This is a genomic window from Spirosoma foliorum, from assembly GCF_014117325.1.
In the GTDB taxonomy this organism is placed as follows: Bacteria; Bacteroidota; Bacteroidia; order Cytophagales; family Spirosomataceae; genus Spirosoma; species Spirosoma foliorum.
Map to the genome: position 1 here is coordinate 3,695,116 of NZ_CP059732.1, position 19,270 is coordinate 3,714,385.

Genomic DNA, 19,270 nt, shown 5'->3' on the forward strand with positions numbered 1-19,270 from the left:
TTACACTAAAGCCAAGTATAATTATGAGTACTCCATTGCAACCAAGTAAAAAAGTATGGTTTGTTACAGGCGCGTCAAAAGGCCTGGGACTTTCATTAGTAAAACAATTATTGGAGCAAGGTTTCCAGGTGGCCGCTACTTCCAGAAACAAAGATGACCTTCGCCGGGCTGTTAGTGTTGACAATGAAAGCTTCCTTCCATTAGCTGTCGATCTAAAAACCGAAACCAGTGTCGATCAAGCGATTAATGCCACCATTGCGCAGTTTGGCCATATCGATGTGGTGGTCAACAATGCGGGTTATGGACTATTGGGCAGCCTTGAAGAACTAACCGACCGGGAAGCGCGCGAAAATTTCGACGTCAATGTATTTGGATCACTGAACGTGATTCGGGCCGTGATGCCTCATCTTCGGGAACAACAGTCGGGGCATATTTTTAACATCTCGTCGATTGGCGGTTTCACGGGTAACTTCCCAGGTTTTGGGATTTATTGCGCCACCAAGTTTGCCGTCGAAGGTTTTTCGGAATCACTTGCTGCCGAAGCGAAAGCGTTTGGCATCAACGTGACAATTGTTTCGCCCGGCTATTTTAGAACTGATTTCCTGACAGCTTCTTCACTAGGCGTTCCTTCTCGTCAGATCGACGCGTATGAAGCCGTTCGGGCCAGTCAGCAGGCGCACCAGGCCGAGATCAACGGTAACCAACCCGGCGATCCTGAAAAAGCAGTTGCGGCTTTGATTCAAGTAGCATCGGCAGAGAACCCACCCTTGCATTTATTCCTGGGTCAGGACGCTTACGACATGGCCTACACCAAAATCAACAGCGTTCAAAGCGATTTAGAAACCTGGAAAGCGGTTACGGTTTCGACAGGTTTTGCGACTGAGAATGCTGCTGTTTAATTGAGTTGATTGTACCCACGGTCTCATAGATTCTAAGAAATTAATCGCTGATATTTTTTCACTCTCGCCGGGTTAAAACCCAGCGCATCTGATTCTTCTATGTTTTTGCACCGGGTTTTAATCCGGCGAGAGTGAAAGTTAACTACCGACCGTGGGTACACTATAAATCCTGCTAAAAATTAGTTTTCTATCTTGCCAAATGACAAGTCTGCTTACCTGAGCACATCGTAATTTGGCTTCATGGAAAACCTTATCAATTATCTGCTACAGTTCGGGCAACTCAACCCACACCAAATTGACCTGATCAAAAGCAAGGCGATTACAAAAAAGTTGGCCCGCGATCACTTCTATTTTGAAGCGGGAAAAGTACAGCGCGAAGTGGCTTTTCTGACCGAAGGCATTATCCGGATTTGCTACTACAACCGCGATGGCGATGAAATTACTAAGTACTTTCTGGACGAGAATCATTTCGTTGTCGATGTGAACAGTTATACGCTCCAAATTCCGACGGTAGAATATGCGCAGGCTATCACAGACTGCGAGCTGGTCATCATCTCCCGAGAAGCGATGGAGGAATTATCCATGACGATCATCGGTTGGGACGCCATTATCAACAAAATCACCGTCAAAGGTATGGCGGATAAAGTCAACAGAATCAGTCCAATGCTGGCCGAAGATGCGACCGAACGCTATCTGAATTTCATGAAGACATTCCCGAATCTGGCTCATCGCATTCCTCAACTATACCTGGCCTCGTTTTTGGGCATTACTCCTACCTCGTTAAGTCGCATCAGACGGCAAATTAGCGAATAGCGCTTCTTGCCAAATGGCAAGTTTCGTCCCGACGACGCTTCTGAACTTTGCAACGTCATTAAAAAAATCAACGTATGCAAACAATCATCATCACAGGGGCAACCAGCGGTATCGGGTATGAATGCGCTCTGGAGTTAGCCAGAATGGCACCGGATAAACAGCTTATTATTCCCTGCCGAAACTTACAATCGGGACAAAAAGTCGTCAAAAAAATACAGCAGCAGACTAATCATCAGCACGTCATCTGTATGCCGCTGGATTTGGAATCTCTTCAATCTGTTCGCGAATTTGTCCAGTTATTTTCGGAGCAACCTCATCGCGGGTTGGTTGCTTTGCTCAATAATGCAGGCATTCAGCATGCCGACGAAACCCGGTCTACCCGAGACGGGTTTGAGGCTACGTTTGGGGTAAATCACCTGGCTCCCTTTTACCTGACGTTGCTGCTTTTACCTTTTATGAGCGCCGGGAGTAGCATTACCTTCACGGCCAGTGGCACGCACGATCCGAAGCAGACAACAGGCATGCCCACTCCTGTTTATACAAGCGCTGAGCAATTAGCCTATCCAGCCAAAACGAACGAAAGCCCTGTAGCGGTTGGCCAAAAACGGTATACAACCTCGAAGCTGTGCAATGTGCTGACCACGTATGCGTTGCAGAAACGCATAGAAAAACTCAACATCCGGGTTAATGCTTTCGACCCAGGCTTCGTTCCCGGAACGGGTTTAGCCCGAAGCTATTCCCCATTTTTGAAATTCATTTCCAATTACATTTTTAAACTTCTGATTCTACTTCATCCAAACGTGCATACGGCTCGACAGTCGGGAAAAAACCTGGCGAACCTGGCTTATGGAGATGCTTACAAAGCGTATACTGGGAAGTATTTTGAAGGGAAAAAAGAGATACCATCTTCGGAAGATTCCTACCGGCAGGATTTACAGAAAGAACTTTGGGAAACGTCACTAAAACTTACTGGAATCAAACCAGAACAGACGTCGATTCCGCTGCCATAGCCCTTTTATTGAGGAAATCTGAGGCTAGTTCTTTACTTTCCCTGCCCCCTCTCCTTATTTCAAGGGGAAGGATCAGGGTAAACAACACGAAAACTAAAATCCAGCCGCCTGCCCGTCTTTTCTCGACTCGGTAGCACCGTGATAAACTTTATTTTTGGCATCATACATAATGGCCTGATAGCCACCGTAACCACCAAAGCCATAGCCTATTTTATGCCCCTTACGCATCAGGTCGCGGATGGTTTCGTACGGATAGCCTGATTCCAGGGTAATCTGGCCTGAATCGACCATTTTTTCGCCCGTTGGCTCCGATGACCCCTGGTGATCGATACGGGGAGCGTCGCCCGCTTCCTGTGGGTTCATGCCGAAATCGATCATGTTCATAATGATCTCAACATGACCTAAAGGTTGAAAGCTTCCGCCCATTACGCCAAAGCTCATAAATGGCTGGCCATCTTTGGTAATAAACGCCGGAATAATGGTCTGAAACGGACGTTTATGTGGGGCAAACGTATTATTCTGCCCCTCAATCAAGCTATACAATTCCCCCCGATCCTGGAACATAAATCCAAGCCCGTCGGCCACCATGCCTGATCCGAAGCCCCGGTAATTACTTTGAATGAGCGAAACCATGTTTCCTTCTTCATCTGCTACGGTTAAGTAGATAGTATCACCCTGCCGCAGCGCTGGATTACCAGCATCGACACGACTGGCCGCCCGATTCGGGTCGATGAGTTTACGACGTTCGGCTGCGTACGATTTGCTGATCAGCTCATTCACTGGGATTTTCGCGAATGCGGGGTCGGCATAGTATTTGGCGCGATCTTCGAAGGCTAACTTTTTAGCTTCTACAAACTGATGAATGTGTTCTGAACTACCCCAGGCTACTTTCGAGAAATCGTAAGGTTCCAGCAGGTTCAGCATCTGCAACGTTGCAATTCCCTGACTGTTTGGTGGCAATTCCCATACATCATAGCCCCGATAATTGGTCGAAACCGGCTCAACCCATTCGGAGGTATGATCGGCTAAGTCTTTCGCGCTCAGGAAGCCACCAACTTTTTTCATGAAGGCATCAATTGTCTGAGCAATTTCACCCTTGTAGAACGCATCCCGACCACCTTTCGCAATTTTTTCCAGTGTATTGGCCAGGGCCGGATTTTTAAAGATTTCCCCTCGTTTAGGAGCTGCTCCAGTGGGGGCATACGTTTCCTTCACGTTTGGGTATTTACCGAAACGTGCAACCATGGAAGCCCAGTAAACAGACGCTTCATCGTGAACAGGATAGCCCTCACGAGCGTAGCGAATAGCATGGGAGAGGATTTTAGGCATGGGCGTTTTCCCAAAACGCTTATGTAACTCAAACCAACCATCTACACAACCGGGTGTTGATACGGGCAAAGGGCCATCTGATGGAATATGGGTTAGCCCCCGTTTCTGAAATTCGGCCAATGTCAGGCTATATGGCGATCGTCCCGATGCATTCAGCCCGTAGAGTTTTTTTGTTTTGGCATCCCAGACAATGGCGAACAGATCACCGCCAATACCATTTACGTGTGGTTCAACCAGCCCTTCCATAGCATTGGCCGCAATTGCTGCATCAATCGCGTTACCTCCCGATCGGAGCACATCAAGACCTGCCTGAGTCGATAGTGGGTGCGATGTACAGACCATGCCGTGCTGCGCCATCACAACCGAACGAGTAGCGAACGCTTTACCCAAAAGTCGGTCCTGGGCGACTGTGGACGTGGCTAGACTAAGTAGAAAACAGAAGAGGAGTACGTTTTTTTTCATAAAGAGGTTGTATGAAGTTCTAAACGATTGTGCCACAGTTGATAGGCCGTGGTACAAGATAACGAAATGCTTATTTTCTGACAGGATTTACACTTGACTTTAGCCTTTAAGCAGAAGCTCGCTGGGGCTTTGGTATGTAGATTTGGGTCGCCAAACTCTTATCCATATGCCTACACTACCCAGCGAGTTTCTGACTGTAATACTACCTTATGCAAGGTTGTTTTGCAAACGTGTTTTTGTCAATGTCCAGCTCTTGCTCACCGGGGCCATATTAACCCCTGGCAAGCGAACCGTCAGCTCCGTGCTGCGTATTATGGGGCAGGCCAGTACCAAAGCCTTCCATAAGTACCATCGAGTGCTGAGTCAAGTCGAGTGGTCAACTTTGCAAGCCAGCCGGATTTTGTTGACCCAACTCGTGGGCATGTTTGTCGGTCAGGGGCCTGTGGTGGTGGGTATTGATGAGACCTTAGAACGGCGATGGGGTAAATCCATCAAAGCCAAGGGTATCTATCGGGATGCAGTCCGTAGTAGTGAGAAGTACGTGGTCAAATGTAGTGGGTTGCGGTGGGTAAGCGTAATGATCTTGTGCCGCATCGAGTGGGCCAAACGGGTCTGGGCCTTACCCTTCCTGACGGCACTGGCTCCCTCTCAAGCCTATTATGCCCAGAAGGCGCGTACTCATAAAACGCTCACCGACTGGGCTAGACAGTTGCTTTTGCAAGTGAAGCGATGGCTTCCTGATCGTCAGATAGTTGCCGTGGGGGACAGTAGCTATGCCGTGATTGATTTACTGCTGGCACTGCAAGGACAGGTAAGCCTGATTAGTCGCCTACGCTTAGATGCGGCCCTATATGGGCCAATTCCGGTTCGGCCACCAGGGCAACGAGGGCGGAATCGGCTTAAAGGCGATCGCTTACCTACACTGCCAATGGTAGGCAACGACAGGACTACTGTTTGGCAAAAACTGGTGGTAGGAGATTGGTACGGGGGACATTCGCAAGCGGTGGAGTACTGTACAAGTACCGCTCTTTGGTATCACGGGGGCAAAAAGCCGCTTGCTATTCGATGGGTATTGGTACGTCTGGATGGTCAACTAACGGGTCTGGTTAGTAATGATGCCTCCCTGAGTGGGGAGCAGATGATTAGCTATTTTGTGCGCAGGTGGTCGATGGAAACCACGTTTGCTTTAGTGCGGTCGCATTTGGGGGTGGAGACCCAACGGCAGTGGAGTGATCGGGCCATTGCTCGCACTACGCCGGTGTTGCTGGGCTTGTTTTCGGTGGTGAGCTTGGTGGCTAATAGGCTTGAAGGAAAGAGTTTGTTAGAGAGCCAGATAAGTAGTTGGTATGAGAAAAAGCAGCCAACTTTTAGTGATGCATTGGCTTGTGTACGCAGGTATTTATGGGTAGAAATGAATTTTTCGATCTCTGGATCAGAGGTTGTCCACGTAAAAATGAGCCAACAGCAGTACCAGTTATGGCAGGAAGCCTTAGCTTGGGCAGCATAAGGCTAAAGTCAAGTTACAGGATAAAACAAGATTTCTTTTCGCTACTTAATTCAGTTTCATCCTGTAAATCCTGTCGATAAATATCGTTTTCGGGCTTGCCGCCAGATGAAATACACAATGGCACCTACACAAATAACGCTGGGTAGAATCTGGCTATACGGTTTATACTGAGACAACACCGTACCTGAAAAGGCAGAAAGAAGCGCGCTATAGGCTGATAGCATTTTGTAAATATGTTCGTACAACCACCAGGTTTTGAGTCGCTGGTAGAGCCAGAAGTACTTTAGCAAATCGTATCCTGCAACGAGTACTAAGGCCGATAAGGTTGGGTAAACGACTGCCGGAGACCAGTTGCCACCAGCCAATTGCATCGAAATCAAATACAATCCACCGGCTATTAGAACACCGAACGCAATGACGATATCGAGAGGAGAAGATGGGCGTTCGCGAAGCTGGACAGCGCGATAACCTGAATAACCCACGTAGCCGCCTAACAGGGTTAGAATGACTAAAAAAGAACTTGATCGAAAAAAGAGAACCCCGGTTAAAGCCGTTCCAACAACGATAGTGAAGACATAGAGAAAGTAACGACCGTAGCGAATGTGCTGCCGGGATTGGTTTTGATAAGCAAGGGCGACTAAGCCGATGAGCAGGCCAATGGTGCCGAAAAGTACGTGAACACCAACATTGAGCGCGTGAAGCGTTTGCATGAAAACAGGACTCCGGGATTAGTGAATTGGCGGAGTGTTTTCAAAATTGACCTCAGAAAAAACCAGGCAAAAGACAAACGTGACTAGATCCGGTTGCCTGTGACGAAAGCCGTTCGTCACGGAGTTGGTGGTGTTGCTAATTCCAGGTCGTAAATTGCCTCATGCAACGGCCACGACTTCTGGATCATTTCCTCATTCGCAACCTGCTTGGGTTGGGAGCCTTATTGGCTGTCCACTACCTCACCGACTTTTATGCGATTGAACAGCGACCGGGATTTTCAAAAGTGTCGCCTTATTTATACCTGCTGTTGCTCTATGGCTGGATCGTTTTCCATAACCGCATTCTGTTTGATCGACTGTTCCTGCACGATAAAAAAGGAATGTATTTTGGCTGGCTATTTCTATTGATGGTGCTCGGTTCGTTCAACATGAATTTCATTCTGCACACCGAGTTCAACATTCCGAGATCATTGCCGTTTCTGGTCAATTATTGGGTGTATACCGTAACGGGCTTAGGGGTTTTCGTCACCTATCGCTACCTGACTAGTCGTGCGGAAACGATTATTCAGCCAATTGTGTCAACAGTGCCGCGCATAGAAGAGACGGGTTATTTTTCCTGTATGATCGATGGAAGTCGCCAGAACATTGCCTATGCAGACATTCAGTACATTGAAAGCCTCGAAAACTACCTGAAGATTTTTACAAAGCAGAAAGTCTATATCACCCGCCTGACTCTGAAAGAAGCTGAGGAGCGACTACCGAAACGACAGTTTATTCGCATTAGTCGGTCGTATATTGTACATCTGACTCAAGTTGAGAAACGAGAGCCAGATGCATTCTGGATTGGTTCAAAAGAATTGCGTATTGGCCGAGTCTATAAACGCTACGTTATGGAGCAATTGGCTGGCGAATAAAAAACTCCTGTTGCTATCCAACTAGAAGCAACAGGAGTAACTCAAAGTTTCTTACACGAATTTACTGCGATACTTCACTGGTATACTCGTACGTGCCTAAACCTAGCACTTCGCTCGTTTGTTTACGAAGTTCCTTGCCGAGTTCTGGGTTATTGGCCAAAATCTGACCGTAACTGGGGATCATTTCTTTCAATTTAGCTTGCCACACTTCGGTTGCCAGTTTTTCGGGGAAACAACGTTTTAGTAAGTCGAGCATGATCGAAACCGCCGTTGATGCACCGGGCGAGGCACCCAGCAGAGCCGCAATACTGCCATCGGCAGCACTTACGACTTCGGTACCGAATTCCAGTACGCCCCCTTCATGTTCGTCTTTCTTGATAACCTGTACGCGCTGACCGGCAATTTCCAACTCCCAATCCTCTAGTTTAGCATCTGGGTAATATTCTTTCAAGGCGTTCAGTCGATCTTCCGGCGATTGCATAACCTGCTGAATGAGGTAACGCGTCAGGGGAACATTGTGCAGACCAGCCATCAGCATCGGAGCCATATTGCTCAACTGAATGGATTTTGGCAGGTCTAAATAAGAACCGCTTTTCAGGAATTTGGTCGAAAAACCAGCGTATGGTCCGAATAGCAATTCGCGTTTTCCATCAATCATACGGGTATCCAGGTGCGGCACCGACATTGGGGGAGCACCCACCGACGCTTTGCCGTATACTTTTGCCTGATGCCGTTCAACCACTTCCCGATTTACACACTTAAGCCACTGGCCGCTTACTGGGAAACCACCAAAACCCCGACTTTCGGGAATATCTGACTTTTCGAGCAGTCGCAACGAACCACCACCGGCACCAATGAACAGGAAGTCGGTCTGGATTTCACGCTCCTGGTTCGTTGTTACATTCTCGACCTTCAGTTTCCAGCCGCCGAGCGATTTGGAACGCCATAGATCGCGAACATCGTGGGCAAAGTACAGATGAACCCCCGGCATATCATAGAGCCGACGGAACATAGCGCGGGTCAATGCACCAAAATTTACGTCGGTACCGATGTCCATACGCGTTGCGGCCACGGGCTGTGCCGGGTCGCGATCTTCCATAACGATCGGCATCCAGTCGGCTAGTTGGGCCGGATCTTCGGAATACTGCATTCCGTGGAAGAGATAATTCTGCTGAAGCGCATCAAACCGTTTGCGGAGATACTCTACATTGTCGGTACCCCACACAAAGCTCATATGCGGAATAGACCGGATGAAGTTAGGCGCGTCATGCAGAAAACCCTGTTGAATCAGATACGACCAAAACTGCTTCGACTGCTCGAACGACTCAGCAATTTTAATTGCTTTAGCGGGATCGATAGAGCCGTCTTCTTTTTCTGGCGTATAATTCAGTTCGCAGAAGGCCGAGTGGCCGGTGCCTGCATTGTTCCAGGCGTCGGAACTCTCGGCGGCTGCGCTATCTAAGCGCTCGTAAATGTCAATGGTCAGGTCGGGTTGCAGTTCTTTCAGCAACACGCCCAGGGTAGCACTCATAATACCAGCTCCGATTAACACAACATCGGGGCCTTTTTCGGTAGATTTTTTGCGTTTCGCCATGATATAATTTGGCAGGTATGTATTCGTCTATTACTTACAAAATTGGCAGGCAGCTTGTTCCGCAAATTTCGATAAAATAGGATATTTTCCAGTTATTTAACCTGAAAGATGGCGAAGTGTTGAACTTTTTTTTGATATGATATTTAATAAATCCTGTTTTATCGTGAAGTTGTTAAAATTTCCTTTTATGAACTGCCTGCCTGAAAACCCCGTTCGAAGGCTGATTTAGTCGGCCTGAAATATCTTCTCCAGGCATTTCATTGTAATCAGATAAGTGGGTTTTACACCCAGCGTACCTAAACTACCCGATGCCAGCGTAGCTCCCGTAAGCAGCGGATTATCTGATGCGTAATAAGCATAACGCACTTTTATGCTGTTCGGAACGCTACCTCGAATTCTCGATTGAGCCTGAATAGCCTTCTGATAATGAGCACCTTCCATCTCCAATCCAATGGCTTTCCAGGAAGAGTTTCTGAAATAACTCAGTACATCTTTGTTTTGTAAAGACGTGCCGAGTACTGTAATCATGGCTCCTTCGTAGACATCAATGCCATGTCCCTCAAAATCCTCTTTTTTGAAGTCGTTGTCCAGTGGGTAATTATCGGCGGTGCCTTCGAAGATATGCGAGGTAGGAATCATGAGATCGCCTTTCTCGCCGGTCAGAATACCTGCTTTGCCAACTATAGAAATGGACGCTACGTTGAGCGGGGCCGTTACCTCATTGTGCTCAAAAGGTTTTAGTAATTCATCCATCGTTTCGAAAGCCTGCTCCCCAAATGCATAATCCATGACCAACAGAAGCGGCTGAACCGTTTTTATATGTTCGGGATCATGCGTAATTTCCGAGGTTAACTGGCTGGCATCCAGATGAGCGGTATCAATTAGCTGCACCATCAGACTGGTTCCTGCCAAATCTTCCAGTGTGTGCATACCGTGTTCAGTAGCATATTCGGTAACCCGCTTCCGAAGTTCCCGTTGGGTGGGTTGGCTTAATTTTAAGGCCAGATCATACAGATTATCCCAGGTTGTTGTTCCGGCTAAGGCACCAGGCGCATACAGGCAATTCATAACGCTGTGTGGATTGGCGCTGATAATGTGGATCGGACGATGCTGAAGGTTATGCTCCCAGATGTATTGCTTCAGGCGGGTAGCCCAGCGTTCGCCGTACAGGTGTTGGCCTACGCGCTCGCGAAGCATAGGCGTAAAGTTGATTTCACGTCCCAGTTTCGGTTCGCCAACCTCTCGCATGGATACGCTTCCTAAACCGTACACGATCTGAAACAGGCCATTGTTGGTTCCGGCTGTTTCTTCAAATCGGCTATAGGCTTGTTGGGTTTCTTCAAACGTTCGACCCAGAATCGAACTCAGGTAAGTGAGCGCTAATTCTCGTTCATCGTCGTTCACTGTCCCACCCGACTGAATGATAGCTTCCAGTTTCTCCCATTCCCGAATTCGGCCCCCTTTCTCCTGAAAAGCATTCCGCCGAATTTTATCGGCTTCCATGAACATAAACGTCAGGTGAGTCAGGATGTCGTAGATTTCGCTGCGACCGTTGGTTACTTCGATCACCATCTGCTCATTATCAATCCGATAGCAGTTCCGGCGACGTTTGGCCGGGACCAATACCGGAAAATGGGAGTGCTCAAAGCCTTCGCGCGAGGCCAGTGAAATAACCCGACAGGCCTCAATCCCTTTGGGGAGTCGGTCCATAACATAGACCAACCCATCTAACTCAACCCGTTGTGGATCACCAACGAGCCCATAAATTTCGGGTTGGAGCGTAAGTAACGCCCGCCGAATTTCTTCGCCCGATACCCCCGATGGTTTATAAAATCCCCGGTTGAACAGGTGCCGCATGGTAATGTACAGTCGCTCAATGGCTACGCGCGATTCCTGTGCGCGAGTGAGTGGAGGAGAAGGAACAAGGTTCATAACTAGTGGTGAAGTAATTTGGGTGCAAGTTACGGGGAAGACGTTTGATGTTTGACGTTCCAGGTTTGATGTTTCAGGTTTCAAGTTGACTAATGCAAACAATAGTGGTGTGTTAGCCAACTTGAAACCTGAAACATTAAACCTGAAACTATTTTCTAGGTACTTTTGGCAGATGAAAGAACAGATTCGGCGCGTAGGATGGATTGCTTTATGCTGGCTCATGCTCTGCCAGACTATTCAGGCGCAACCGATCCCTGCGCCATCTGCCATTCCCGACCAATCAGGCATTAATCAGGGGCGATTTATTGGTGTATTGGTAGGAACCGCAGCTTTCTACACGATTACGCTCCTAATGCTTCGGAAGCAATGGTACAAGAAAAAAGTGCCCTTTCATACCTTCAATGATAACGGCGAATGGCTCCAGATGGATAAGGTTGGCCATGCCGCCACGGCTTATTGCATGAGTCGGGGTGGTTACGAGCTGATGCGCTGGAGTGGTGTTAATGAACGAGCGAGTATCCTGACGGGCGGTTTGCTGGCACTGCTATTTCAAACAACCCTCGAAGTCTACGACGGCCATGCCGAAGGCTGGGGGTTTTCGAAGGGCGATATGTTTGCCAATGTGGCCGGAACGGCGCTGTTTGTTGGACAGCAATACGGGGCTGGTCAACAGGTAGTTAGTTTAAAGTATGGCTTTCGGAAAACGATTTTCCCGCCCTATCGACCGAATTTATTGGGAAAAACAACAGGGCAACAAATGCTCAAAGATTACAATGGACAACAATATTGGCTGTCGGTCAATCTGGCGTCGGTGTTGCCGGTTGGTCCTAGCTTCCCCCGTTGGCTTAATCTGGATTTGGGGTATAGTGGAAGCGGTATGACGGGTGGCCACGAAAATCCGGTGATGTTTGATAAAGACGGAAACGAAGTGAAATTCACCCGTTATCGCCAATTCTTTATCTCGCCCGATGCTGACTTATCACGCATCGGTACGTTTTCGCCATCGCTTCAACGGTTCATTGGAACGGCACAGTTTTTCAAAATTCCCGCCCCATCGTTGGAGTTTAACCGCGTAAAAGGACTACGGTTTCACCCGCTTATTTTGCCAAAAGAATGAAATAAAGAGTGAAAGAGCGAATGAGTGCAAGAGTGAAAAATGGCGATAAACTTTTCGCACATTCACTCTTGCACTCATTCGCTCTTTATCTTTTTTACTCTTTATTTCCTTCCGCCACCAATATCGAAGCCCAGTTTAATACCCAGATAGGTGTTTTTGCTCTCAACTGAGGTTGAGCCTATTGACAGTGTGCTCGTTGTTGTAGGAACAGCGTTATATTCAACACCTACAACGAAATGCCCGGCTTTAATACCTGCTCGAATCATAGCGCCAAATTTAGTTTCGCCAACCAACGTTATCGATTGAGGGCCCTGACCATTAACGACTGTAATTGTACCACCCGATGCTACATTATAGAGTCCAAGACCTAAGCCCAAAAAGGGTCTGACACCGCCTTGACCAAATAAATAATTACCCGTAATTACGCCTGACGTAAAACTGCCAACTTCACCAGAGCTAGTATTTCCATTGCTGACAACGCCCCGAGCAACAGCGGCCAATTCTAAGCGAAGGCCCAGGTCAACATGGTCGCTCAGGCCGTACTTCGGCTCAATTGCAAATAAAACGCCACCCGATGCCCCTGAGCCTATTGGTTTGGCTATGCCAAGTGATACATTTACTTTAAATGGTTTGTACTCCTGGGCGGTAGCTGAAATAGCAGCCAGCATGAACAGAGAAAATAGATAAGCTTTCATGAATAATAAAATAGGGATGAATAAGTCTAAGCGAATCCAGTTGGATTGCAGGATCGTTAGACGCTTAAAAAAACTTTAGTCACCCAATTTTATTAATTGCATACTATGGCTTATTTCATTTCTCCCGGTATTACTGTAATGCCTTTCTGGCGATTCTGACGAAGTATCGTAACGGCAATTTGCTTACCAATGGTATCGTCGGTGAGCAGTAAATGTAGGTCATCGACACTGGTTACAGGCTGACCGTTGAACCCTACAATAATATCGCCCTGCATCAACTCGCCATTCCCGGCTATTCCGTCGGGCTCTACACTTGCCACCATTACGCCTGTTTTAGCCGTCAGTTGGTTGTACTGCTTGATTCGCTCGGTAAGGTTAATCAGCTGACCGCCAATGCCCAAATACCCACGTCGTACGCGGCCATGCATAATGAGTTTGCCCGCCACTAAAGCTGTCAAATTCGATGAAACGGCAAAACAGATACCTTGAGCAGGCAAGATTACGGCGGTATTTACGCCAATGACATCACCATTCGAATTGACTAGCGGACCACCTGAGTTGCCCGGATTCAACGCAGCATCAGTTTGAATAACATCGTCAATTAACCGACCCGATTCTGAACGGAGTGTCCGGCCAAGCGCGCTGACTACGCCTGCCGTCAGTGAGTACTGAAACCCATATGGATTGCCAACCGCAATGGCAATCTGGCCAACCTGAACCTGTTTCGAATCGGCAAAGCGAATGGCTTTGAGGCCATCGGCGTAGATTTTAATCACAGCGATATCGGTAGCAGGATCTCGGCCAATGAGGGTCGCTTCATAATCGCGGGAGTCGGGCAGGGAAACCATGATTTTGGTCGCTCCGGCCACCACGTGGTTATTGGTAATGATATAGCCGTCGGTAGAGATAACAAAACCCGAGCCTGAACCACCATCGGCATCGTCCCGACCAGGTGCCCGGCGTTGCGGAGGCACTGGAGTACGACCTCCCTGATTCGAGGTTGCCCGACCACTAACCTTTATCTGAACAACCGATTGGCTAACTTTTTTAGCAACGTTTACAACGGTAGCCGAATAGGCATCCAGCAACGGACCATCCTGCTCAAATGAACCCGCTTGCTGCGAGGTTACATCGGAAAATGTCACAAATTGAGTGTCCATACGATAAGTTATTAAGTATGGCTGAGTTAGCTATCACGATCTGTTCCAGAGCAATGTAGAGTTGGCAAACAAGTTACCTATCAGCCATTTTGTCATTTTAGGGCAGATGGTTGTTTGTTTTAAGTAACTTGGTAGCTTAATTTGTATTGAGTTCTGTTAAAATGGCAGGGATAGTATGACCTTCGAAGAATATTTGAGTCAAAAAAAAATTGATGTAGACTTGTTTCAAAAGAATGAATTAGCGCGGTTTAACGACTGGAAGCATACGTTTGGACAGATGCATCCGGAAAGCTTTACCGCTCAAAAGAAATTTCTTTTGAATGATACCCGAAGGAAGTACCTTGTTCGTTAAAAATGTATTAAGTAGTCTGAAGGTCAGGCTGCTATTGTATTCTAATCCTCTACTTTTCTTTCTTGCATGAGCCTTACATTAGGAGAACTACGTGGCATTACAGATGCCGTTCTGAATGCCCTGAAGGCACAAGGCATTAGTGATGGTGATTCACTACTCGAAGCAACTAAGACACCCAAAGATCGCAAAGATCTATCTGCTGCCAGTGGTGTTGATGGAACCATCATTCTGGAATTGGCCAATCGTGCCGACTTAGCCCGTATCAAAGGCATTGGACGGGTTTACAGCGACCTTATGGAAGAAGCTGGCGTTGATACCGTAAAAGAACTAGCTCAACGATCAGCCGCAAATCTGCACGCTAAATTGATTCAGATTAATAGTGTTCGGCAATTTACACAGCGACCACCTTCTGTTGAGCAAATTGGTGATTTTGTTGAACAGGCTAAAAATCTGCCCAGAATGCTCGAATATTAAAAAAGGGGGTGTATTAACGCCCCCTTTTTCATGTTCGACTAGGTCGGTATACCGGGCTCCTGCAGATAATTCTCCAGCCGGGTCTCTAACTCAGGTAGACTCAAATTTGTATATAGTTCGCCATTTAGGGCCAACGATAGGCGGCCACTTTCTTCCGAAACCGCAATCACGGCGGCATCCGTGGCTTCGCTCATACCCAGCGCAGCCCGGTGACGAAAGCCCAGCGACGGGGGCAACTCATCGTCTTCCGATACTGGCAAAATACAGCGGGCAGCCCGGATGCGCCCTTCGCTGATGATTACCGCGCCATCGTGCAATGGGCTGTATTGGCTGAAAATGGCTAAGAGAAGCGGCTTCGATATATCGGCATCTATTACCTCGCCTGATTGAGCAAATTTCTCCAGATCATCGTTTTTTTGTAATACGAGTAATCCGCCTGAAAATTCGCCACTCAACGCTTTACAAGTGTCCAGAATGGGCTTTAACGGCGTCTGTGTTTCAACCGTATCATTGTCCCGTAGAAGCCAGCGCCTGAACAAACGACTGTTTGTTAAGTTGGTCGATTTGCCAATCAGCAGCAGAAAACGGCGGATCTCGTGCTGGAAGATGATGATCAGCGCCAGTGCCCCTACGCTGATAAAATACTCCAGAATGGTTGTCATCAGATTAAGCCCAAGTGCTTTAACGAGCAAATAGGCTAAATAAACGAGCAGATACCCCACGAATACCCGGCTGGCAACGCTTCCCCGAACGAGGTTGTAAATTTGATAAATCAGCAGAGCTACCAACCCAATATCGAGCAGGTCGAGCCAACCAATGTCTAAAAATCCCAGGCGAAATGCCAGCATGAACAAGTGGAGAAAGTTTCGGGGCTAAAGATAAACAGAACTTCCTAGTTTATGGATTATGCGCGTTAGTTATCGCAAGCTCTAGCCAGGAACTGGGCCAACACAATAAAACCCCAGAACCACCAGGAAGACCAACCCTTGCCGTTTGAATTATTTGCTTTGTATACCTGATAATTGCCCTGAATGGTTTTTTTTAGTCCTTCATCACAGTTAGTTCTGACTAACTGATGGGTAATGTCATACACAAAATACCGTTGATCGTGCTGGGCCGCTACCGTATAGTTTATGGCCGCCACACAAAAGGAGTTGATGATGCCCTCAAAGGTTTCTTCGGGGAGACTGTTTAAAAAATCAGGCCAATCGTCATACAGGATAAAGCCAAAAGTTGCCTGGTCCTGTTTGAAGTTCGGTGCTTTTTTTGCCTCATCAATCAGCGAATTAATATCCTCCAATTGTTCGTAGATGACTTCCAGAATACCGTATTGATAATGAATCGGCAAGGAAAAAGTGACGGATAACGGTTCTTTAAGGGGCGAAAACCGTCGCTGTTTTAGTAAGAATGAACAGTAAGGCTGGAGAGCGTCAGCCAGAATTTCATCGCAAAAATCATTACTGTGCCCGCTCCAATGTAGGTCAATAATTGATTTGTAGGGAAACAAGGCCATCGTCGGATTTTCGAGCCAGGCCAACAAGGGTTTATCCTGAAAAATACTGGCATGATCGTCCAGATGCTGGATTTCTTTCAGTTGATCGATTGCTTTCAACGCTTCATCTTTCGTGTACTGCTTATCCCCAATCGCAATGGTAATAGCAGGAGTCAGGTTGAACTCCGCCAACAGCTTTTTTCGCAGCTGAACCAGACCAGCCGGGTTTAGCTGGTCTGGTTCAATTTGCAGGCTGTCTAATAAGTGTAAGGGCGATTGATAAGGCATACAAAAAGTAATGGTTAACCCAGGCCAGTACCTTTAATTTTGGTTTCGACAACTTCACTATTTTTAGTTAAGCCGATCAGATTGAGAAGCACACTGCGCAACTCGTCATAGTTCTGACGATCTAGTGCCTTTTCACCTCGTTTGATTTCGGCTTGCGCCCGCTGATAGTCGGTGAACTCATCGGGCGTCTGATTGGCGTATAGGTGAAAGAAGTGAACCAGTAAAGTTGGCGTATATAGAACAGCGTTGTTATAAATCCGGCGGCATTTGGCGTAATGACCTTCTACCCGAAAGAAATTATTTCCCCGCATCGCTTCCGGTTCATCTGCTTTCAACTGCTGAATCTCAGCCCGCAATTTGGGCGATAGTTCCTGCAAGGTATCGGCCCAGTACTGTAGCGATTCTACCAGATTGTAATAAAGTTCTTTCGTTCGCAAAACCCGATTGCTAACTGGACCGTTGGCATAAAGTTGACGCGCTAGTTTACGCTTGGCTTCATCGAGCTGGTATTTCTCGTCGGTTAGCGAGGTCGTTTGCAGCGTTTTGGCCTGTTCCTGAAGTTTTCTTGTTCGATCGGTCAACTCCTGAAGCCGGGCAGCAGCTTCATAGTCTTCATTGTGAAGTGCCTTGTCTAAATCCAGCTCGAGTTGAGTCCGAAGCTCGGTTAGTTCGTCACGAAGTTTGGTTAGGCTCACATAGCGCTGGGTAGGACTAAACACTTCATCAAATTGCTGGTCGGTCATGCCCAGGTGAATACTGACGGTTACATCCCGTGATTCGCTCATGTCAATCTTCAGCTCCACATCCGATCCTTTAATCAGATCGGCAGGTAAATCCGTTGCCCGAACCTCAATGACGCCAATATTCTTATTTGTGCTCGGATGCTGTGTGGCATCGCCTTCTAACAAATTAATAATCAGGACTTCATCGGACCCTTTTCGAATTGTGCGACTGATCTCCCGGTAAATTGTTTTGGTAAGTGGCAATACACTATTCCGGCTGAATACCAGTTCGCAACGCGTCGCATTATTATGCAGATCATCGACCTCAAGGCAAATGTCTTCGGGCAATGGCTGACCGTACAGACTAAATAATCCATGCGTAATCGAAACCGGTTCGACATGAGCCGATACCGGGTTGTTGAACGCGTCGAAAAGGCTGATCGTGAATGTGTTGATCCGATTCGGAAGCAGCGTAACAAATTCGCCAAAGCGCGGAGTCAGCGGGCGTAAAGTCGTATCAAAACCACCATCGCTACGCGTAATTCGATAAAAGAGCCCGTCGTGAAAATTGATCACATTCGCCGAAATGTATTCCTCCAGATCTTTCGTCGTTTTGCTATAACCCGTCTGAATTCGTAAGGAACTAGCCAGGTTCGCTTCCTGATCAATGGGTGGACTTACCTGCCGACTGGGTGTGTTGCCAGCAAAATAGGCGGCTCCAACGGCCACCGCTGTAGTCGGATCAGCTTCGGTATTGATGGGCAAGCCTGTTCGTTCGGCCAGTGTTGCCCGGACATATGGAATATAAGTGCTCCCACCAATCAGGACGATCTCCGTAATATCATCGGCGTTTAGGTTATTGCGTACCATAATCGTCTCGAGCATCTCGATGGTCGCGTCGATCCGGTCGCGGATGATGGCGTTAAACGTTTCGCGCCCAACGGGAATCACGATGTCGAGTTCGTCGCCATCTTCTCCTTCAAACGTTAGCTCGATTTCAGTCGTTGATCGAGTGCTAAGTTCCTTTTTAGCCTCTTCGGCTTTTAGGAGCAGAATGTAATAGAGCTTTTCATACCGAGAATTCCTGGTCAATACCTGACTGGCGAGATCGGTTTGTCCAGTCTGTTGGATTAGTTCAGGTAGCAGAACGTCTACCACCAAACTATGGTCGAAGTCAAGTCCGCCGAGATAATTATCACCCTGGTGATCGAGAACGCGCATTTCATTGTCCTCTATACCAATTAACGCGACATCGAACGTACCGCCACCAAGGTCATAAACCAGCCACTTACCTGCTTCTTTCTCGGTCGTATATTTATTGAAATAAGCCAGTGAGGCAGCAATGGGTTCCTGTAACAAAACCACTTCCTGAAAGCCCGCATCGAGGCCTGCCTGTTTGGTTGCGTTACTCTGGATGGTATCAAAACTAGCCGGAATCGTGACGACAATACTTTGGGGAATATCGCCCGTATGAATAAAGTTTTTAAGCTCTTTGAGGACAAGTGCCGACAGTTCAATCGGGCTAATCTCCTCGTTACGCGATTGAATACGATAGGTTTCACTAGTGCCCATCTTCCGCTTGAAGCTTGAAAACACATTCAGTGGGTCTTTCAACAGCCACTCACGAGCTTTATCGCCGACGAACACGCGCTCTTTACGAAAGGCTACACAACTTGGCAGGGTCTCCTTTAAACCAATTGGATTTTTGAACACATCGGCCTGAGTGCCCGTAAAACGGGCAATGAGCGAGTTCGTGGTTCCTAAATCAATTCCAAAATTGATCGTTTGCATAAAGAGTTA

General features: G+C 47.5%; 16 protein-coding genes. 7 read left to right on the forward strand and 9 right to left on the reverse strand.

All coding sequences use genetic code 11. The annotated features are described in order from the left end of the window. The first annotated feature begins 23 nt into the window (after nucleotides 1-23). The 3 genes from H3H32_RS15605 to H3H32_RS15615 all read left to right on the forward strand — a co-directional run bounded on the left by H3H32_RS15605 (nucleotide 24) and on the right by H3H32_RS15615 (nucleotide 2,722). A complete protein-coding gene (locus tag H3H32_RS15605; RefSeq protein WP_182463578.1) occupies nucleotides 24-899 on the forward strand; it encodes an oxidoreductase in 876 nt (291 codons plus the stop codon). 240 nt (nucleotides 900-1,139) lie between these two features. Further along, entirely contained in the window at nucleotides 1,140-1,712 is a 573-nt protein-coding gene (locus tag H3H32_RS15610) for a Crp/Fnr family transcriptional regulator (protein WP_182463579.1), read from the forward strand. 74 nt (nucleotides 1,713-1,786) lie between these two features. Further along, the gene (locus tag H3H32_RS15615) at nucleotides 1,787-2,722 is read left to right on the forward strand and encodes an SDR family NAD(P)-dependent oxidoreductase (protein WP_182463580.1); all 936 of its coding nucleotides are present in this window, start codon (nucleotides 1,787-1,789) and stop codon (nucleotides 2,720-2,722) included. Between the two features lie 93 nt (nucleotides 2,723-2,815). Here H3H32_RS15615 and ggt read toward each other — a convergent pair whose 3' ends face one another. Next, nucleotides 2,816-4,513, reverse strand: a complete 1,698-nt coding sequence (gene ggt, locus H3H32_RS15620; RefSeq protein WP_182463581.1) for a gamma-glutamyltransferase — start codon at nucleotides 4,511-4,513, stop codon at nucleotides 2,816-2,818. 166 nt (nucleotides 4,514-4,679) lie between these two features. On the opposite strand from ggt, the gene H3H32_RS15625 reads away from it, so the two are divergent. Continuing rightward, nucleotides 4,680-6,020 (forward strand): IS701 family transposase, encoded by a 1,341-nt coding sequence (locus H3H32_RS15625; protein ID WP_182458741.1) that lies wholly within the window; start codon nucleotides 4,680-4,682, stop codon nucleotides 6,018-6,020. A 56-nt stretch (nucleotides 6,021-6,076) separates the two neighbouring features. Here the strand turns inward: H3H32_RS15625 and H3H32_RS15630 are convergent, their stop codons facing one another. Continuing rightward, the gene (locus tag H3H32_RS15630) at nucleotides 6,077-6,730 is read right to left on the reverse strand and encodes a hypothetical protein (RefSeq protein WP_182463582.1); all 654 of its coding nucleotides are present in this window, start codon (nucleotides 6,728-6,730) and stop codon (nucleotides 6,077-6,079) included. 161 nt (nucleotides 6,731-6,891) lie between these two features. On the opposite strand from H3H32_RS15630, the gene H3H32_RS15635 reads away from it, so the two are divergent. Further along, a complete protein-coding gene (locus tag H3H32_RS15635; RefSeq protein WP_182463583.1) occupies nucleotides 6,892-7,644 on the forward strand; it encodes a LytR/AlgR family response regulator transcription factor in 753 nt (250 codons plus the stop codon). Nucleotides 7,645-7,705: 61 nt separating this feature from the next. Here the strand turns inward: H3H32_RS15635 and H3H32_RS15640 are convergent, their stop codons facing one another. Beyond that, nucleotides 7,706-9,238, reverse strand: a complete 1,533-nt coding sequence (locus H3H32_RS15640) for a malate:quinone oxidoreductase (protein WP_182463584.1) — start codon at nucleotides 9,236-9,238, stop codon at nucleotides 7,706-7,708. Nucleotides 9,239-9,463: 225 nt separating this feature from the next. Then, the gene (locus H3H32_RS15645; RefSeq protein WP_182463585.1) at nucleotides 9,464-11,170 is read right to left on the reverse strand and encodes a DUF6909 family protein; all 1,707 of its coding nucleotides are present in this window, start codon (nucleotides 11,168-11,170) and stop codon (nucleotides 9,464-9,466) included. Nucleotides 11,171-11,342: 172 nt separating this feature from the next. Here H3H32_RS15645 and H3H32_RS15650 point away from each other — a divergent pair, with 172 nt between their 5' ends. Beyond that, nucleotides 11,343-12,287: a DUF2279 domain-containing protein gene (locus H3H32_RS15650; RefSeq protein WP_240543789.1), complete on the forward strand. Its 945-nt coding sequence runs from the start codon at nucleotides 11,343-11,345 to the stop codon at nucleotides 12,285-12,287. A gap of 101 nt (nucleotides 12,288-12,388) precedes the next feature. Here the strand turns inward: H3H32_RS15650 and H3H32_RS15655 are convergent, their stop codons facing one another. Further along, on the reverse strand, nucleotides 12,389-12,982 hold the full coding sequence (locus tag H3H32_RS15655; RefSeq protein WP_182463586.1) for a hypothetical protein: 594 nt from the start codon (nucleotides 12,980-12,982) through the stop codon (nucleotides 12,389-12,391). Between the two features lie 110 nt (nucleotides 12,983-13,092). Beyond that, entirely contained in the window at nucleotides 13,093-14,142 is a 1,050-nt protein-coding gene (locus tag H3H32_RS15660) for a S1C family serine protease (protein WP_182463587.1), read from the reverse strand. Between the two features lie 418 nt (nucleotides 14,143-14,560). Between H3H32_RS15660 and H3H32_RS15665 the strand changes: the two genes are divergently transcribed. After that, nucleotides 14,561-14,968: a DUF4332 domain-containing protein gene (locus tag H3H32_RS15665; protein ID WP_182463588.1), complete on the forward strand. Its 408-nt coding sequence runs from the start codon at nucleotides 14,561-14,563 to the stop codon at nucleotides 14,966-14,968. A 38-nt stretch (nucleotides 14,969-15,006) separates the two neighbouring features. Here H3H32_RS15665 and cdaA read toward each other — a convergent pair whose 3' ends face one another. The 3 genes from cdaA to H3H32_RS15680 all read right to left on the reverse strand — a co-directional run bounded on the left by cdaA (nucleotide 15,007) and on the right by H3H32_RS15680 (nucleotide 19,261). Next, a complete protein-coding gene (gene cdaA / locus H3H32_RS15670) occupies nucleotides 15,007-15,816 on the reverse strand; it encodes a diadenylate cyclase CdaA (protein ID WP_182463589.1) in 810 nt (269 codons plus the stop codon). 65 nt (nucleotides 15,817-15,881) lie between these two features. After that, nucleotides 15,882-16,748: a hypothetical protein gene (locus tag H3H32_RS15675; RefSeq protein ID WP_182463590.1), complete on the reverse strand. Its 867-nt coding sequence runs from the start codon at nucleotides 16,746-16,748 to the stop codon at nucleotides 15,882-15,884. Between the two features lie 14 nt (nucleotides 16,749-16,762). Next, on the reverse strand, nucleotides 16,763-19,261 hold the full coding sequence (locus tag H3H32_RS15680) for an Hsp70 family protein (protein ID WP_182463591.1): 2,499 nt from the start codon (nucleotides 19,259-19,261) through the stop codon (nucleotides 16,763-16,765). Nucleotides 19,262-19,270: the final 9 nt, after the last annotated feature.

Excerpts from the sequence above, each read along its gene's own strand:
- H3H32_RS15640 (WP_182463584.1), bottom strand. The coding sequence starts at position 9,238 with ATGGCGAAACGCAAAAAATCTACCGAAAAAGGCCCCGATGTTGTGTTA.
- H3H32_RS15630 (WP_182463582.1), bottom strand. The coding sequence starts at position 6,730 with ATGCAAACGCTTCACGCGCTCAATGTTGGTGTTCACGTACTTTTCGGC.
- H3H32_RS15625 (WP_182458741.1), top strand. The coding sequence starts at position 4,680 with ATGCCTACACTACCCAGCGAGTTTCTGACTGTAATACTACCTTATGCA.
- H3H32_RS15645 (WP_182463585.1), bottom strand. The coding sequence starts at position 11,170 with ATGAACCTTGTTCCTTCTCCTCCACTCACTCGCGCACAGGAATCGCGC.
- H3H32_RS15615 (WP_182463580.1), top strand. The coding sequence starts at position 1,787 with ATGCAAACAATCATCATCACAGGGGCAACCAGCGGTATCGGGTATGAA.
- H3H32_RS15655 (WP_182463586.1), bottom strand. The coding sequence starts at position 12,982 with ATGAAAGCTTATCTATTTTCTCTGTTCATGCTGGCTGCTATTTCAGCT.
- H3H32_RS15675 (WP_182463590.1), bottom strand. The coding sequence starts at position 16,748 with ATGCCTTATCAATCGCCCTTACACTTATTAGACAGCCTGCAAATTGAA.
- H3H32_RS15605 (WP_182463578.1), top strand. The coding sequence starts at position 24 with ATGAGTACTCCATTGCAACCAAGTAAAAAAGTATGGTTTGTTACAGGC.
- H3H32_RS15650 (WP_240543789.1), top strand. The coding sequence starts at position 11,343 with ATGAAAGAACAGATTCGGCGCGTAGGATGGATTGCTTTATGCTGGCTC.
- H3H32_RS15610 (WP_182463579.1), top strand. The coding sequence starts at position 1,140 with ATGGAAAACCTTATCAATTATCTGCTACAGTTCGGGCAACTCAACCCA.
- H3H32_RS15660 (WP_182463587.1), bottom strand. The coding sequence starts at position 14,142 with ATGGACACTCAATTTGTGACATTTTCCGATGTAACCTCGCAGCAAGCG.
- H3H32_RS15665 (WP_182463588.1), top strand. The coding sequence starts at position 14,561 with ATGAGCCTTACATTAGGAGAACTACGTGGCATTACAGATGCCGTTCTG.
- H3H32_RS15680 (WP_182463591.1), bottom strand. The coding sequence starts at position 19,261 with ATGCAAACGATCAATTTTGGAATTGATTTAGGAACCACGAACTCGCTC.
- cdaA (WP_182463589.1), bottom strand. The coding sequence starts at position 15,816 with ATGCTGGCATTTCGCCTGGGATTTTTAGACATTGGTTGGCTCGACCTG.
- H3H32_RS15635 (WP_182463583.1), top strand. The coding sequence starts at position 6,892 with ATGCAACGGCCACGACTTCTGGATCATTTCCTCATTCGCAACCTGCTT.
- ggt (WP_182463581.1), bottom strand. The coding sequence starts at position 4,513 with ATGAAAAAAAACGTACTCCTCTTCTGTTTTCTACTTAGTCTAGCCACG.